This window comes from Undibacter mobilis, from assembly GCF_003367195.1.
Classification (GTDB): Bacteria; Pseudomonadota; Alphaproteobacteria; order Rhizobiales; family Xanthobacteraceae; genus Pseudolabrys; species Pseudolabrys mobilis.
The window spans coordinates 361694-377465 of sequence record NZ_QRGO01000001.1 but is presented as its reverse complement, the minus strand read 5'-3'; the positions used below and the strand labels follow the sequence as shown (position 1 = coordinate 377465).

Sequence of the window (15772 nt, the reverse complement as noted above, 5' to 3'; positions counted from 1 at the left end):
GATGTGTCATGACGGCTGCCGCACAAGACAAGCTCGCCCCCACCCCCGCGACGGAAACCATCCTTGCCGTCAACAATATCGAAGTGATCTACGATCACGTCATCCTGGTGCTGAAGGGCGTGTCGCTCGCGGTGCCGAAAGGCGGCATCGTGGCGTTGCTGGGTGCCAACGGCGCCGGCAAGACCACCACGCTGAAAGCGATTTCCAATCTGCTGCATGCCGAACGCGGTGATGTCACCAAGGGCTCCATCATTTTCGACGGTGCCGAGGTGCAGGACCAGTCGCCGAACGATCTGGTGAAGCGCGGCTGCATCCAGGTGATGGAAGGCCGGCATTGTTTCGGCCATTTGTCGATCGAAGAGAACCTTCTCACAGGTGCCTTCACCCGGCGCGACGGCAAGGCAGCGATCCGGCGCGACATGGAAAAGGTCTACGCCTACTTTCCGCGGCTGCGCGAACGCCGCAATTCGCTGGCCGGCTATACCTCTGGCGGCGAGCAGCAGATGTGCGCGGTCGGCCGTGCATTGATGTCCAAGCCGAAGATGATCCTGCTTGACGAGCCCTCAATGGGACTGGCGCCGCAGATCGTCGAGGAAATCTTCGAAATCGTAAAGGACCTGAACGCCAAGGAAGGCGTGTCCTTCCTGCTCGCCGAGCAGAACACCAACATGGCGCTGAAATACGCCACGTACGGCTATATTCTTGAAAACGGCCGCGTCGTCATGGATGGCGATGCCAAATCGTTGGCCGACAACGCCGACGTCAAGGAGTTCTACCTCGGCATCTCCGAGGGCCGCCGCAAGTCGTTCCGCGAAGGCAAGCACTATCGCCGGCGCAAAAGGTGGCTGGCGTAAGAATTCATCGCGGAGCGGCAATGCCCGAGCATTACGACCATCTCGAAACCCGCGGTGCGGCGCTGCGCGACAGCGAGGAGTTTGCCGTCCTGCACGGCATCGTCGCCCACGCAATGAAGGCGCCGGGCTGGGCGAAGCATCTATCCGGCGTCAATCCGAAATCGGTCGTCTCGCGCGAAACGCTGGCGAAGCTGCCGGTGATGCGCAAAGCCGATATCGCTGCCCTGCAGAAAGAGCATCCGCCGTTCGGCGGACTCAACGTCACGCCGCCGGGCCAGGCCAAGCGGCTGCTGATGTCGCCGGGGCCGATCTTCGAGCCCGAGGGTTACGGTGATGACTGGTGGGGGGCGGCGCGCGCCTGCTTCGCCGCCGGCATGCGCGCAGACGACATCGTCCACAATTCGTTCGCCTATCATCTCACGCCCGGCGGCTTCATTCTGGAGTCGGGCGCGCACAAGCTCGGTTGTGCCGTTATTCCCGGCGGCGTCGGCAACACCGAGCAGCAGCTCGAGGCCATGGCGCATTACCGGCCGTCGGCCTATATCGGCACGCCGGATTTCCTCAAGATCCTGCTCGATGCCGCCGCGAAGGGCGGCAAGGATGCGTCCTCGATCAGGCGCGCTCTGGTGTCCGGCGCGGCTTTGCCTGGCTCATTGCGCGAGGAATTGCGCACGCGCGGCGTCCAGGTGCTCCAGTGCTACGCCACCGCCGAGCTCGGCGTCATCGCCTATGAGACCGAAGCGATGGACGGCATGATCGTCAACGAGCACGTCATTCTGGAGATCGTGCGGCCCGGCACTGGCGATCCGGTGCCGGATGGCGAGGTCGGGGAGGTGGTCGTCACCTCGTTCAATCCCGATTACCCCATGATTCGCCTGGCCACCGGCGACCTGTCGGCGATTCTGCCGGGCCTGTCGCCGTGTGGCCGCACCAATCATCGGATCAAGGGCTGGATGGGCCGCGCCGACCAGACTGCCAAGGTTAAAGGCATGTTCGTTCATCCCAAGCAGGTTGCCGAGGTCGGCGCGCGGCATTCTGAGTTGAAGCGGCTGCGCCTGGTGGTGGGCCGTGAAGCCGAGCAGGACACCATGACGTTGATGGCCGAAGCATCGGGCTTGGACGTTGCGCTCGCCGAGGCCGTGGCTGCGACGCTGCAGTCGGTGACCAAGCTGCGCGGCGAAGTCAGGCTGGTCGCGCCCGGCTCGTTGCCGAATGACGGCAAGGTGATCGCCGACGAGCGGCCGGTCGGGTAGGGCAGTCGTGACTTGACGCCCCGGCGCATTTCCCGCTGATTGCGGGGTATGACCGATCCCAATCCGCACCTGCCGCCAAACCACCCGAAACTGCCGCCGCGCCGCATCGGCGTGCTGCTGGTCAATCTCGGCACCCCCGACGCCACCGACTACTGGTCGATGCGGCGTTACCTCAAGGAATTCCTGTCGGACCGCCGCGTCATCGAGGAGAACCCGATCAAGTGGTGGCTGGTGCTCAATCTGATCATCCTTACTTTCCGGCCGGGCCGGAAGGGCAAGGACTACGACAAGATCTGGAACAAGGAGCGCAACGAGTCATTCCTCAAGACCATCACGCGCTCGCAGGCCGAGAAATTGTCCGCCGCGATGAAGGGCGACGCGCGCATCGTCGTCGATTGGGCCATGCGCTACGGCAATCCGTCGATCAAGTCGCGGCTCGATGCGCTGCAGGCCGAGGGTTGCGACCGCATACTGATCGTGCCGCTCTATCCGCAATACGCCGCCGCAACCACAGCGACGGTGGCCGACAAGGCCTTCGAGGCGCTGGCACAAATGCGCTGGCAGCCGGCGGTGCGCATCGCGCCGGCCTATTTCAACAACCCGGTCTATATCGAGGCGCTGGCCAACTCGCTGCAGGCATCGTTGGCGCAGCTCAGTTTCAAGCCGGATGTCATCCTCGCCTCCTTCCATGGCATGCCGGAAGAGTATCTCGCCAAGGGCGATCCCTATTATTGTCAATGTGCGGCGACGGCGCGGCTGCTGCGCGAGCGTCTCAAGCTCGACGAGACGCAATTGATGATGACGTTCCAGTCCCGCTTCGGGCCCGCGGAATGGCTCAAACCCTATACCGACAAGACGGTAGAGGCGCTGGCCCAGCGCGGCGTCAAGAACCTCGCCATCATCACGCCGGGCTTTTCCTCGGATTGCCTTGAGACGCTCGAAGAGATCGCCATGGAGAATGCCGGCATCTTCAAGGAACACGGTGGCGAGAACTTCGCCGCGATTTCCTGCCTCAACGATACTGCCGAGGGCATGGCGGTGATCGCCGATGTCGTCGCCCGGGAGCTTCAGGGCTGGGTGTGAACTTCTGATCCGTCCCTGAAAGGGAAGGGGTCAGCAACACCTCGTTAACCATAGCGCTTTAACGTCCGTTAACCACTTCCCGCCGGCTCGGCGGGCGTGCGCCCGTGCGCGCGCCCTTGCGGCCGGTCCCAGGAGGCTTGCGTTAGGACGTGAAGCGCGCACGCGTCATCCCGGCAGTTTCGCACCCATTCATGGGGGCGATGGCGCTTGCCTGTGTGCTGTCGTTTGCGAGCGGTGCGGCTGTTGCGCAGATCGTGACCCCGGACGCCGATCCGTTGGCGCCGAAGCAGGCGAGCAAGCCGCAAAAATTCCAGAAATTCGGGCCACAGCAACAACAGCAACTGGCGCAGACGCCGAGCTTCGCCCCGCCAGCCTCCGCCGCCGGCGACACCGGATACGATTCAACCAACAGCCGCCGCGCCAAAGCCAGGAAGCAGGCGGCGACGCAGAAGCCCGGCGCCGCGGCACGCGCCCAGGCTCAGGCGCTCACCACCGGCCAGCCGGCGCCGCTGACGCTGTCGCCGTACCAGAAGCCGTTTCCGACTGAAGCAAAGAGTGCAATGGCGGCCGCCGCTGGCCAGCCACCGGTCGAGATCGGCCCCATTCGCAAGCCGCTGAAGAAGCGCCGCCGCGACGACGCCGACGATCCTTACGCGCCGCTTGGCGTTCACGCCGGCGGCTTCCTGCTCTATCCGGCAATCGAATTGTCCGGCGGCTACAGCACCAACCCCGGTCAATCATCAAACCCGGCCGGCGCTTCGCTCTACAGCGCTGCGCCGGAACTTCGCGCGCAATCGAACTGGTCGCGCCACGAACTCAAGGCCGATCTGCGCGGCAGCTACACCGGCTATTCGCCCGACACGACGCCGACGCTCAGTCGCCCTTATGCGAACGGCAAGATCGATGGCCGCGTCGATGTCACCCGCTCGACTCGTATCGACCTCGGCGGCCGCGTCCTTGTATCGACCGACAATCCCGGCAGCCCGAATTTGCAGGCTGGACTTTCAAAACTGCCGATCTTCACCACGGCTGGCGGCTCGGTCGGCCTCGGACAGAAATTCAACCGTCTCGACCTGTCGCTCAAGGGCGATGCCGAGCGCACCGCCTACCAGAACTCAAAGCTGACCGACGGCACGACCGCCTCGAATGAGGATCGCAACTACGATCAATACGGCGTTACGTTGCGCGGCGGCTACGAATTGACGCCCGGCGTCACGCCTTATGTCGAAGGCACGGTCGATACCCGCCGGCATGATCTGGCGACTGATTTCTCCGGCTATCAGCGCAACTCGAAGGGCTGGACAGCGCTGGTCGGTTCGACTTTCGAATTGTCGCGGCTGCTCACCGGCGAAACCGGCATCGGTTACACCGAGCGAAAGTATGACGACACGCGCCTCGACAAACTGAGCGGCTTTGTCGGCAATGCCTCGCTGATCTGGACGGCGAGTTCGCTTACCACCGTGCAGTTCAACGCAAAATCGGCGGTTCAGGAGTCGGCTGTGGCCGGGGTTTCCGGCGTATTGTCGCGTGATTTCGGGCTTCAGGTCGATCACGCCTTCCGCCGCTGGCTGATTGGCAGCGTGAAGGCCGGATACGGCAATGACGACTACAAGGGGTCGAGCCGCGATGACAACCGCTACATGGTCGCCCTCGGCCTGACCTATAAACTATCGCGCTGGGCGCAGATCAAAGGCGAGTTCCGGCAGGACTGGCTGCGCTCGAATTTCAGCGGCAACGACTACACGGCGAGCACTTTCCTCGTCGGTGTCCGTCTGCAGCAGTGATCGATGGTGCGGTCTACTTGCCGGCGAGAATGCGTTCGATCTCGGAACGGAATTCCGCCGACAGGTCGTTGCGGTCGAGCCCGTAAGCGACGTTGGCCGTGAGGAAGCCGATCTTCGAGCCGCAATCGTAGCTGCGGCCGTCGAACTTGAAGCCGTAGAACGGCTGCGACTTCGCCAGCGTCAGCATGGCGTCGGTCAACTGGATTTCGCCGCCGGCGCCGGCGGCCTGGCTGCTCAGCACCTCGAACAATTCCGGCTGCAGGATATAGCGGCCGGTGATTGATAGATTGGACGGCGCATCTTTTGCCTTCGGCTTCTCGACCATCTGGGTCACTTCAAAAGCCTTGCCTTTCGTCTTGCCGACGCCGACGACGCCATACATATGGATGCGATCCATCGGCACTTCTTCGACGGCAATGATATTGGCCTTGTCGTCGAGGTCCTTCGCAGCTTCCATCATCTGCGCCAGGCAGCCCTTGGGATTCTTCACCAGCACGTCGGGCAGTACCACGGCGAAGGGCTCGTTGCCGACCAGGTCACGTGCGCACCACACCGCATGGCCGAGGCCGAGCGGTGACTGCTGGCGCGTGAAGCTGGTGCCACCGGCTTCCGGCAGATCCTCCTTGAGCAATTCAAGGTCGGCATTCTTGCCGCGCTCGATCAGGGTGACTTCAAGCTCGAACTGACGGTCGAAGTGATCTTCGATCACGCTTTTGTTGCGTCCGGTCACGAAGATGCAGTGCTCGATGCCAGCCTCGCGGGCCTCGTCCACCACGTGCTGAATCAGGGGGCGGTCGACGACCGGCAACATCTCCTTCGGCATCGCCTTGGTGGCGGGCAGGAACCGGGTTCCAAGGCCGGCGACGGGAAAGATCGCTTTGCGGACAGGCTTCATGTCGGATGGGTCTCGCTCAAGGGGCGGCAAACATGCGGCTAAAAAGCACGCTCGCCCGGAAAGGTCCAGTTGAGGCCAGAAACTGGCCCGGATTGAGACAAAGCGGTAAGCTGTTAACCTTGTCGAAACGATATCCCGGTCGGATGGGGCGACGGAAAACGACAAGGGCGCGGCAGGTTAATGCGGAATACCCGGAAATTGTTCTTGGCCGGCTTTCTGGCCCTCGCCGCCGGCGGGGGCTTGGCCGCGGCTGCTGGCGACATCGAGCAGACCGGGTCCATCCCCGCCGCCGCTGGCGTCGACCGGACCGATCAACGCGCATGGAGCGGCGAGGACGGTGCCTCAGGGCACCCGCTGATGACGGCCGCGGCGATCCGCGCTGCCGTCGCCGATTTCCCTCACTGCATCGAACGCATGTGGCCGCTTGCCGCCCGCCACCGCATTTCGCGCGAAAGTTTTGATCGCATGACGGCGCGGTTGACGCCCGAACTGCGCATTATGGATCTGCTCGACAGCCAGCCCGAGTTCACCAAAGCGGTATGGGATTATCTCGACATCCTGGTGAACGAACGGCGCGTGGCGCGCGGCCGCGAAGTACTCGCGAAATACAGTGCTCAGTTCGACGCCGCTGAACGTGCCTATGGTGTCGATCGTTACATCATCGCGGCGATCTGGGGCGTTGAGACCGATTACGGCGCTATTGGCGGCGATCGCCCGGTATTGCGTTCGACCGCAACTTTGGCCTGCGTCGGTCGACGCCAGCGCTATTTCCGCGACGAATTCATCGCCGCCCTCGACATTCTGCATCGCGGCGACGTGCGGCCGGATCGCTTCATCGGTTCCTGGGCCGGCGCCTTCGGGCCGACGCAGTTCATGCCGACCGCGTTCAAGCGCTACGCCGTCGACGGCGACCACGACGGGCGGCGCGACGTCATCGATTCGATGCCGGATCTCATTGCCTCGACCGCCAACAACCTCAAGAAGACCGGCTGGCAGAACGGCGAGACCTGGGGCTACGAGGTCGTCCTTCCCGGCACTCTGGATTTCATGCTGGCCGATCGAAGCCGCGTGATGACGATCCGCGAATGGGAACGCCACGGCATTTCCCGCGCCGGGGGCAGGGCCTTTCCGCGACCCGACGATCGGGCCTTTCTGCTGGTGCCGGCCGGCGTGCAGGGCCCTGGCTTCCTGATGCTGCCGAACTTCAAGGTCATCATGCGCTACAATCCTTCGGAGTCGTACGCGCTGGCGATCGGCCATCTGGCGGACCGGCTGCGGGGCGGCGGGCCATTTGTCCAGGACTGGCCCCGCTATGAACGGGTCCTGACCCGCGCCGAGCGCCTTGAACTCCAGCAGCTTCTCGAGCGGCACGGGTTCGACGTCGGCGAGCCGGACGGCCGTCTGGGTGCCAAGACCCGCGAGGCGCTGCGCGATTTCCAGGTCAGAATCGGCCGTATTCCGGATGGATTTGCCTCCGCCGGGGTCCTCGATAGCTTGCGCGCCGGGCGCTAACTAGAAGTCGACCTTCGAGTTGACATTTTTTCCCGGCTATTGGTCCATGGCCCGGGACGCAAAGGATTTGTCCCGGAAACCGAGCCCGACCGCTCGCTGGACGTCCCGATGATGCGCAAAATGAAAGCCGTGCGGTTCCTTGGCGGGCTGGCTCTGTTGGGGCTGGCCGAACTCGCCGCTGTGGCTTTTACCGGGCTGACGATGGTGCAGCCGGCGCAGGCCCAGTTTTTTGAACCACGTTACCCGTCGCTGCAACGTCAGCGCGGTGGCGGCTTCTTTGACAGTCTGTTCGGCGGCGGCAGCCGCCAGCGCCCTGACGATCGCGAGATTTATCGCGAAGCGCCGGTGGATAATTCGCGCGCTCCGGCCCCGCGCAAGGACACCCGGGCCGATCAGGTCGAACCGACCACGTCGATCGTCGTGCTCGGCGACGGCATGGCGGACTGGCTGGCCTCAGGCCTCGAAGATGCTTTCGGCGACGCGCCGGAAATCGCCATCCTGCGCAAGGCCAAACAGCATTCCGGTTTGTTGCGCTACGATGCCCGCAACGATCAGGACTGGTGGCACGTCGCACGCGATTTGCTCGCCAACGAGAAGGCGAGCTACGTCGTGATGATGATCGGCGTCGGCGACCGCCAGAACTTGCGCGAGCGCGACGTCGCCAAGGAAGCCGAGCAGCAGGCCAAAGATCAGGCTAATAAGGACCAGGCCGGCAAGGACCAGGCGAACAAGAGCGACGCCACCGGTCAGCCGAAGAAGGAAACCGACGACGAGGGCGGCATCGTCGCGCCCGAACCGAAGGCGCCGGCTGCGCGGCGTAGCGCCGGCGGCGCCATCGAGTTCCGCTCCGAGCCGTGGGAGAAGGTTTATACGCGGCGTATCGACGACACGATTGCCGCGCTCAAATCGAAGGGTGTGCCGGTGTTCTGGGTCGGTCTGCCGCCGATCCGCGGCACCAAATCGACCGCCGATACTGGTTACCTCAACGATCTTTATCGCGCCCGCGCCGAGAAGGCCGGCGCCGTTTACGTCGATGTGTGGGACGGCTTCGTCGACGAAGAGGGCAAGTACACGAATGTCGGCCCTGATTATGAAGGCCAGATGCGCCGCCTGCGTTCGGCCGACGGCGTCTATTTCACCAAATACGGCGCGCGCAAGCTCGCGCACTATGTCGAGCGCGAGATCCGCCGCTATATGGCGAACCGCGGTCCGATCGCGCTGCCGATGGGACCGGCTGCGCCGCTGCCGAGTGACGGCAAGCCGGCGGCGCGCCCGCTCGCCGGTCCGGTGGTTCCGTTGACTGCGATCACCGGCAATAACGACGAACTGGTCGGTGGCAGCGCTGCGAATGCGCGCGCCGATGTCTCGGCAACCGCAGTGCTGGTGAAGGGCGATGCGGTTCAGGCTGCGCCTGGCCGCGCTGACGATTTCGTCTGGCCGCCCGGCAGTGAAAGGCCGAAGCCCCCGACGCCGGTTGCGATGCCGGCCGTTCAACCTGCAGCGCCGAAGGCGGCAGCGGTGACGCCATCTGCTCCGGCGCCTGTCGCACCGGCCGTCGTCATGCCTCCGGCTCCCGCCGCGATCGTCAAGCCTGAGCCGGCGCCGCAAGCAAAACCTGTCGAGACCAAACCGGCCGAGCCGAAGCCCGCTGAAGCTTCGATCGAGCCGAAGCCCGCTCCCGCGCCGCCGCGCGCTGTGGAACGGCCGCGCGCTCCGCCGGCCGCCGCCGATAACCGGCAGCGCCCGCCGCAGCATCAGCAGGCGGTCGATCCGCGCGCGCCGCGTCCGCCGCAGGGCATTGCGCAACAGCCGCCGCGCCGCCGCGACGATGGCGGATTGTTTGGGTTATTCCGGTAGAACGATTGACAGCGACGACCCAATAAAAAGCCCCGCGTAAGCGGGGCTTTTTAGTTGTCGGATGCGCGGGCGTTCAGCGCGGCAGCGTCGTCGAGCCCATCAGGAACTTGTCGACGGCATGGGCGCACTGGCGGCCTTCGCGGATCGCCCAGACCACCAGCGACTGGCCGCGGCGCATGTCGCCAGCCGAGAATACCTTCGGCACCGACGTAACATAGGACACCGTGTCGGCCACCACGTTGCCGCGCTGGTCGAGCGCGACGTCGAGCGACTTCAGCATGCCCTCATGAACCGGATGCACGAAGCCCATGGCGAGCAGCACGAGATCGGCCTCGATCTCGAACTCCGTGCCCGGCACCGGCTTGAACTTGTCGTCGAGATGCGCGCAGTGCAGCTTCTTCACCTCGCCGTTCTCGCCGGAGAATTTCAGCGTGCCGACGGCGAAGCCGCGCTGGGCGCCTTCGAGGTGGCTCGACGAGGTGCGCATCTTCAGCGGCCAGTTCGGCCAGGTGAGGTCCTTGTTTTCCTTCTCCGGCGGTGCCGGCATGATCTCGAAGTTGGTCACCGACACGGCGCCCTGACGGATCGAGGTGCCGATGCAGTCCGAGCCGGTGTCGCCGCCGCCGATGACGACGACCTTCTTGCCGGTCGCCAGGATCGGCGCGACCGAGCCGAGCGCCTCGTTGCCGACTCGCCGGTTCTGCTGCGGCAGGAAATCCATCGCGAAATGGATGCCCTTGAGCTCGCGGCCCGGGATCGGCAGGTCGCGCGGCTTTTCCGCGCCGCCCGACAGCACCACCGCATCGTATTCGGCGGTGAGCTTGTCCACCGGCAGATCGACGCCGACATGGACGCCGTAATGGAACGTCACGCCTTCGGCCTGCATCTGCGCGACGCGGCGGTCGATGTGGACCTTCTCCATCTTGAAGTCCGGAATGCCGTAGCGCATCAGGCCGCCGGCCTTGGCCCAGCGCTCATAGAGATGCACGTCGTGGCCGGCGCGGGCGAGTTGCTGCGCGCAGGCCATGCCCGCGGGACCCGAACCGACGACGGCGACCTTCTTGCCGGTCTTGTGCGCGGCAACCTCGGGCTTGAGGCCCTGCGCGATGGCGCGGTCGGCGATTTCGCATTCGATGGTCTTGATGGTGACCGGCGTATCTTCGATGTTGAGCGTGCAGGATGCTTCGCACGGCGCCGGGCAGACGCGGCCCGTCACTTCGGGGAAGTTGTTGGTCGAGTGCAGGTTGCGCGCCGCCTCGTCCCATTCGCCGCGATAGACCAGATCGTTCCAGTCCGGAATCTGGTTGTTGACCGGGCAGCCGGTCGGCTGGCCGGTGATGCGGCTGGTGCCGTGGCAATAGGGCACGCCGCAATCCATGCAGCGCGCGGCCTGCTGGCGCACTTCGCCTTCGGGAAGCGGCACGACGAATTCACGATAGTGTTTGATACGCTCCTCGACCGGAGCGTAGTGACGATCATGACGTTCGAACTCGAGAAAACCGGTAATCTTGCCCATCTTACTCCGCCGCCTGCATGGTCGCGGCCTTTTCCTTTGCCATCTCAGCGAGCGCGCGGGCGTATTCGACCGGCATCACTTTCTTGAACAGAGGACGATATCGCGCCCAGTCGGCGAGGATCGCCTTGGCGCGTGCCGAGTTGGTATAGCGCGCGTGATCCGAGATCAGCTTCTTGAGCCGCTCGGCGTCGCGCGTGGTGAGGTCCGACATGATATCGACCATGCCGCTGGTTTCGAGCTGGTGACCGAACTCGGTTTCGGAAATCGCTTCCTCTGCCGGAACCGGCTCGAGCGAGACCATCGCCATGTTGCAGCGTGACTTGAACGAGTCGTCCTCGTCGAGCACGTAGGCGATGCCGCCCGACATGCCGGCCGCGAAGTTGCGGCCGGTGTTGCCGAGCACGACGACAATGCCGCCGGTCATGTACTCGCAGCCATGGTCGCCGGTGCCTTCGACGACGACGGTGGCGCCCGAGTTGCGCACGGCGAAGCGTTCGCCGGCGACGCCGCGGAAATAGCATTCGCCGGCGATGGCGCCGTACATCACGGTGTTGCCGACGATGATCGACTCCTCCGGCACGATGCCGGAGTCGGCCGGCGGGCGAATAATGATGCGGCCGCCCGACAGGCCTTTGCCGACATAGTCGTTGGCGTCGCCTTCGAGCTCGAAGGTCACGCCTTTGGCGAGCCAGGCGCCGAAGGCCTGGCCGGCGGTGCCGGTCAGCCGAACGTGGATCGTCGAGTCGGGCAGGCCCTCATGGCCGTAGCGCTTGGCGACCTCGCCGGACAGCATGGCGCCGGCCGAACGGTTGGTCGAGTTGATGGCGGTCTGCAGGCGCACCGGCGCGCCGCGGTCGAGCGCGGTCTGCGCTTCCGCGATCAGCTTGCGGTCCAGCACCTTCTCGAGGTGGTGGTCCTGCTTTTCGCAGTGATAGATCGGTGTCTTGGCGTCGGCCTTCGGCTTCATGAACAGCTTGGAGAAGTCGAGGCCCTTGGCCTTCCAGTGCTGAACGAGGCGGCGCTGATCGAGCATCTGCAACTGACCGACCATCTCGTCCATCGTGCGGTAGCCGAGTTCGGCCATGATCTCGCGCACTTCCTCGGCGACGAAGAAGAAGTAGTTGATCACATGCTCGGGCTGGCCCTTGAAGCGGGCGCGCAGCACCGGGTCCTGCGTCGCAACGCCGACCGGGCAGGTGTTGAGATGACACTTGCGCATCATGATGCAGCCGGCCGCGATCAGCGGCGCGGTGGCGAAGCCGAATTCGTCGGCGCCCAAGAGAGCGCCGATGACGACGTCACGGCCGGTGCGCAGGCCGCCGTCGACCTGCACCGCGATGCGCGAGCGCAGGCGGTTGGCGACGAGCGTCTGATGCGTTTCGGCGAGGCCGATTTCCCACGGCGAGCCGGCATGCTTGAGCGAGGTGAGGGGGGAGGCACCGGTGCCGCCCTCGTAGCCGGAAATGGTGACATGGTCGGCGCGCGCCTTCGACACGCCGGCGGCAACGGTGCCGACGCCGATTTCGGAGACGAGCTTCACCGACACGTCGCCGGCCGGATTGACGTTCTTGAGATCGTAGATGAGCTGCGCCAGATCCTCGATCGAGTAGATATCGTGATGCGGCGGCGGTGAGATCAGGCCGACGCCCGGCGTCGAGTGACGCACCTTGGCGATGGTCTTGTCGACCTTGTGGCCGGGCAACTGGCCGCCTTCGCCGGGCTTGGCGCCCTGCGCCATCTTGATCTGCATCAGGTCGGAGTTGACCAGATACTCGGTTGTCACGCCGAAGCGGCCCGACGCCACCTGCTTGATGGCCGAGCGCATCGAGTCGCCGTTCGGCATCGGCTTGAAGCGATCGGCTTCCTCGCCGCCTTCGCCGGTGTTCGACTTGCCGCCGATGCGGTTCATGGCGATGGCGAGCGTGGTGTGCGCCTCGCGCGAGATCGAGCCGAACGACATGGCGCCGGTCGAGAAGCGCTTGACGATATCCTTGGCCGGCTCGACCTCGTCGATCGACACCGGCTTGCGGCCGTCCGACTCCGCCGACTTGATCGTGAACAGGCCGCGGATGGTCAGCAGCTTTTCGCTCTGATCGTTGATTGCCTTGGCGAAGGCGCGGTAGCGCTCCACCGAGTTGCCGCGCACCGCGTGCTGCAGTTCCTTGACCGTCTCCGCGGTCCAGACGTGATCCTCACCGCGCACGCGTACGGCATAGTCGCCGCCGACGTCGAGCATCGAGCGATAGATCGGCGCGTCGGAGAAGGCGGCGCGATGGCGGCGCACCGTCTCTTCCGCAATTTCGGTCAGGCCGACGCCTTCGATCTGCGTATGCGTGCCGGTGAAATACTTGTCGACGAAGTCCTTCTTCAGGCCGATCGCGTCGAAGATCTGCGCGCCGCAATAAGACTGATAGGTGGAGATGCCCATCTTCGACATGACCTTGAGCAGGCCCTTGTCGATTGCCTTGATGTAGCGCTTGGTCAGTTCGTAGTCGTCGAGCTTGCCCGGCAGGTGGTCCTTCATCGCCGACAAGGTTTCGAAGGCGAGATAGGGGTTGATCGCTTCGGCGCCGTAGCCGGCCAGGCAGGCGAAGTGATGCACCTCGCGCGGTTCGCCCGTCTCGAGCACGAGGCCGACCGACGTGCGCAGACCCTTGCGGATCAGATGATGATGCACGGCGGCGCAGGCGAGCAGCGCCGGAATCGGAATGCGCTCGGCCGAAGCCTTGCGGTCCGACAGGATGAGAATGTTGCAGCCGCCGTTGACCTCTTCCTCGGCGCGCACGCACAGCTCGTCGACCGCCCAGTCCATGCCTTCCGGGCCGTGGTCGGCCGGGTAGGTGATGTCGAAAGTCAGCGACTTGAAGTGGTCGCCGGACATTTCCGAAATCGAGCGGATCTTTTCCAGATCGCTGTTGGTGAGGATCGGCTGGCGAACCTCGAGGCGCTTGGTGTTCGACATGCCCTCGTGATCGAGGATGTTCGGGCGCGGCCCGATGATCGAGACCAGGCTCATCACCAGTTCTTCGCGGATCGGGTCGATCGGCGGGTTCGTCACCTGCGCGAAGTTCTGCTTGAAATAGGTGAACAGCGGCTTCGGCTTGTCCGACATCGCCGAGATCGGCGTGTCATTGCCCATCGAGCCGATGGCTTCCTCGCCGGTTGCGCCCATCGGCGCCATCAGGATCTTGATGTCTTCCTGGGTGTAGCCGAAGAGCTGCTGGCGATCGAGCAGCGACAGGTTCGACTTCGGCGCGCCGCCCGCGGCGCCCGGCAGTTCCTCGAGCACGATCTGCGTGCGGTCGAGCCACTCCTTGTAGGGATGGCTCTTCGCCAGCGTCGCCTTGAGTTCCTCGTCGGGAATGACGCGACCCTCGGCCAGATCCACGAGCAGCATCTTGCCCGGCTGCAGGCGCCACTTCTTCAGGATGTCCTTTTCCGGAATCGGCAGCACGCCCATTTCCGAGGCCATGATGATGCGGTCGTCGCGCGTCAGGAAATAGCGCGCCGGGCGCAGGCCGTTGCGGTCCAGCGTGGCGCCGATCTGGCGGCCGTCGGTGAAGGCGAGCGCGGCCGGACCGTCCCACGGCTCCATCAGCGCGGCGTTGTATTCATAGAAGGCGCGGCGCTCTTCATCCATCAGCGGGTTACCCGCCCAGGCTTCCGGCACCATCATCATCATGGCGTGCGCGAGCGAGTAGCCGCCCTGCACCAGGAATTCGAGCGCGTTGTCGAAGCAGGCGGTGTCCGACTGGCCTTCGTAGGAGATCGGCCACAGCCGCTTGATGTCCTGGCCGAACAGCGGCGAGGACACGGAGGCTTGCCGCGCCGCCATCCAGTTGACGTTGCCGCGCAGCGTGTTGATTTCGCCGTTGTGCGCCAGATAGCGGTACGGATGCGCCAGCGACCAGGTCGGGAAGGTGTTGGTCGAGAAGCGCTGATGCACCAGCGCAATCGCCGACTCGAAATCCGGGTCGTGCAAATCGGGGTAGTAGCTGCCGAGCTGGTCGGCGAGGAACATGCCCTTGTAGACGACGGTGCGGCACGAGATCGAAACCGGGTAATAGCTCGACGTGCGCCGCTCTCTCCGGCGATAGATCGCGTTCGAGATCGACTTGCGCAGGATGTAGAGCCGGCGCTCGAATTCGCTCTCGCTGAGCTTCTTGGCTCCGAGCCCGATGAAAACCTGCATATGGACCGGCTCGGTCGGCTTCACCGACTCGCCGAGCGATGCGTTGTCCTTCGGCACGTTGCGCCAGCCGAGCAGCGTCAGGCCCTCGCGGTCGATCACGTCCGCATAAATGTCGCGGATGATTTCCTGCCAGTTGGCCTCATGCGGCATGAACAGTTGGCCGACGGCATACTGGCCGGGGGCGGGCAGTTCGAAGCCGAGCTTCTTGGCTTCCTTGACGAAGAACTTGTGCGGGATCTGCACCAGAATGCCGGCGCCGTCGCCCATGCGCGGATCGGCACCGGTGGCGCCGCGGTGCTCGAGATTGCAGAGAATGCGCAGGCCATCTTCGATGATGCTGTGCGACTTCTGGCCCTTGATGTGCGCAATGAAGCCGACGCCGCAGGCGTCCTTGTCGCGCGCGGGATCGTAAAGGCCCATCGGCGCGGGAACGCCCGGGTCGGCCGTCGAGCCCATGAAAGGCTCGCCGGCAAAGGACTCGTCCGCGAACGAATGTTTGTCGCGCAACGGTGCTTCCACCTTGCGTCCGCCAAACTTCGTGCTCTTCGTCCCGTGGCTCATCGTCATCCTACCCCTGCCGGACCAATCCCGGCGCACTCGTCTTATCCGCGACACCCTTGTTGCCTGGCCACATCATGGCAGCCTTGAAGGGGCCCGCTGGAAAGCGTAACCGATCTAAAGAAGGCGCATGCCCTGGCCCGACTGTCGGGCGCGGCAGCTCCCGTTGGGCGCCCGCGCTGCCTGCCCCGCTTTAATAAGCCGGCACCGCGGCGGCACCATTAGGACAGCAATGCTGTCCTAATAGACCATGCCAAATTTTGCCCGG

General features: G+C 64.4%; 9 protein-coding genes. 6 read left to right on the top strand and 3 right to left on the bottom strand.

Annotated features, from left to right (window positions below; translation table 11 throughout):
- The first annotated feature begins 8 nt into the window (after positions 1 to 8).
- The 4 genes from DXH78_RS01765 to DXH78_RS01750 all read left to right on the top strand — a co-directional run bounded on the left by DXH78_RS01765 (position 9) and on the right by DXH78_RS01750 (position 4974).
- Positions 9 to 854, top strand: a complete 846-nt coding sequence (locus DXH78_RS01765) for an ABC transporter ATP-binding protein (RefSeq protein WP_115515452.1) — start codon at positions 9 to 11, stop codon at positions 852 to 854.
- 20 nt (positions 855 to 874) lie between these two features.
- Positions 875 to 2107: a phenylacetate--CoA ligase family protein gene (locus tag DXH78_RS01760; protein ID WP_115515451.1), complete on the top strand. Its 1233-nt coding sequence runs from the start codon at positions 875 to 877 to the stop codon at positions 2105 to 2107.
- 48 nt (positions 2108 to 2155) lie between these two features.
- Positions 2156 to 3190, top strand: coding sequence for a ferrochelatase (gene hemH, locus DXH78_RS01755; protein ID WP_115515450.1), 1035 nt, complete (start codon positions 2156 to 2158; stop codon positions 3188 to 3190).
- Between the two features lie 149 nt (positions 3191 to 3339).
- Complete coding sequence (locus DXH78_RS01750; RefSeq protein WP_147292555.1) at positions 3340 to 4974, top strand: outer membrane beta-barrel protein; 1635 nt, start codon at positions 3340 to 3342, stop codon at positions 4972 to 4974.
- A gap of 13 nt (positions 4975 to 4987) precedes the next feature.
- Here DXH78_RS01750 and galU read toward each other — a convergent pair whose 3' ends face one another.
- Positions 4988 to 5869 carry a UTP--glucose-1-phosphate uridylyltransferase GalU gene (galU, locus tag DXH78_RS01745; protein ID WP_115515448.1) on the bottom strand — a complete coding sequence of 294 codons (882 nt, stop codon included), beginning with the start codon at positions 5867 to 5869 and terminating at the stop codon, positions 4988 to 4990.
- Between the two features lie 180 nt (positions 5870 to 6049).
- Between galU and DXH78_RS01740 the strand changes: the two genes are divergently transcribed.
- Together DXH78_RS01740 and DXH78_RS01735 are read left to right on the top strand one after the other, a co-directional pair.
- Positions 6050 to 7381 (top strand): lytic murein transglycosylase, encoded by a 1332-nt coding sequence (locus tag DXH78_RS01740; protein WP_115515447.1) that lies wholly within the window; start codon positions 6050 to 6052, stop codon positions 7379 to 7381.
- 120 nt (positions 7382 to 7501) lie between these two features.
- On the top strand, positions 7502 to 9238 hold the full coding sequence (locus DXH78_RS01735; RefSeq protein WP_210209490.1) for an SGNH/GDSL hydrolase family protein: 1737 nt from the start codon (positions 7502 to 7504) through the stop codon (positions 9236 to 9238).
- A 73-nt stretch (positions 9239 to 9311) separates the two neighbouring features.
- On the opposite strand, the gene DXH78_RS01730 is transcribed toward DXH78_RS01735, so the two are convergent.
- Complete coding sequence (locus DXH78_RS01730) at positions 9312 to 10754, bottom strand: glutamate synthase subunit beta (protein WP_115515445.1); 1443 nt, start codon at positions 10752 to 10754, stop codon at positions 9312 to 9314.
- Between the two features lies 1 nt (position 10755).
- Complete coding sequence (gene gltB, locus DXH78_RS01725) at positions 10756 to 15507, bottom strand: glutamate synthase large subunit (protein WP_488225865.1); 4752 nt, start codon at positions 15505 to 15507, stop codon at positions 10756 to 10758.
- Between the last annotated feature and the right edge of the window lie 265 nt (positions 15508 to 15772).

Excerpts from the sequence above, each read along its gene's own strand:
- gltB (WP_488225865.1), bottom strand. The coding sequence starts at position 15,507 with ATGAGCCACGGGACGAAGAGCACGAAGTTTGGCGGACGCAAGGTGGAA.
- DXH78_RS01765 (WP_115515452.1), top strand. The coding sequence starts at position 9 with ATGACGGCTGCCGCACAAGACAAGCTCGCCCCCACCCCCGCGACGGAA.
- DXH78_RS01740 (WP_115515447.1), top strand. The coding sequence starts at position 6,050 with ATGCGGAATACCCGGAAATTGTTCTTGGCCGGCTTTCTGGCCCTCGCC.
- DXH78_RS01735 (WP_210209490.1), top strand. The coding sequence starts at position 7,502 with ATGAAAGCCGTGCGGTTCCTTGGCGGGCTGGCTCTGTTGGGGCTGGCC.
- hemH (WP_115515450.1), top strand. The coding sequence starts at position 2,156 with ATGACCGATCCCAATCCGCACCTGCCGCCAAACCACCCGAAACTGCCG.
- galU (WP_115515448.1), bottom strand. The coding sequence starts at position 5,869 with ATGAAGCCTGTCCGCAAAGCGATCTTTCCCGTCGCCGGCCTTGGAACC.
- DXH78_RS01760 (WP_115515451.1), top strand. The coding sequence starts at position 875 with ATGCCCGAGCATTACGACCATCTCGAAACCCGCGGTGCGGCGCTGCGC.
- DXH78_RS01730 (WP_115515445.1), bottom strand. The coding sequence starts at position 10,754 with ATGGGCAAGATTACCGGTTTTCTCGAGTTCGAACGTCATGATCGTCAC.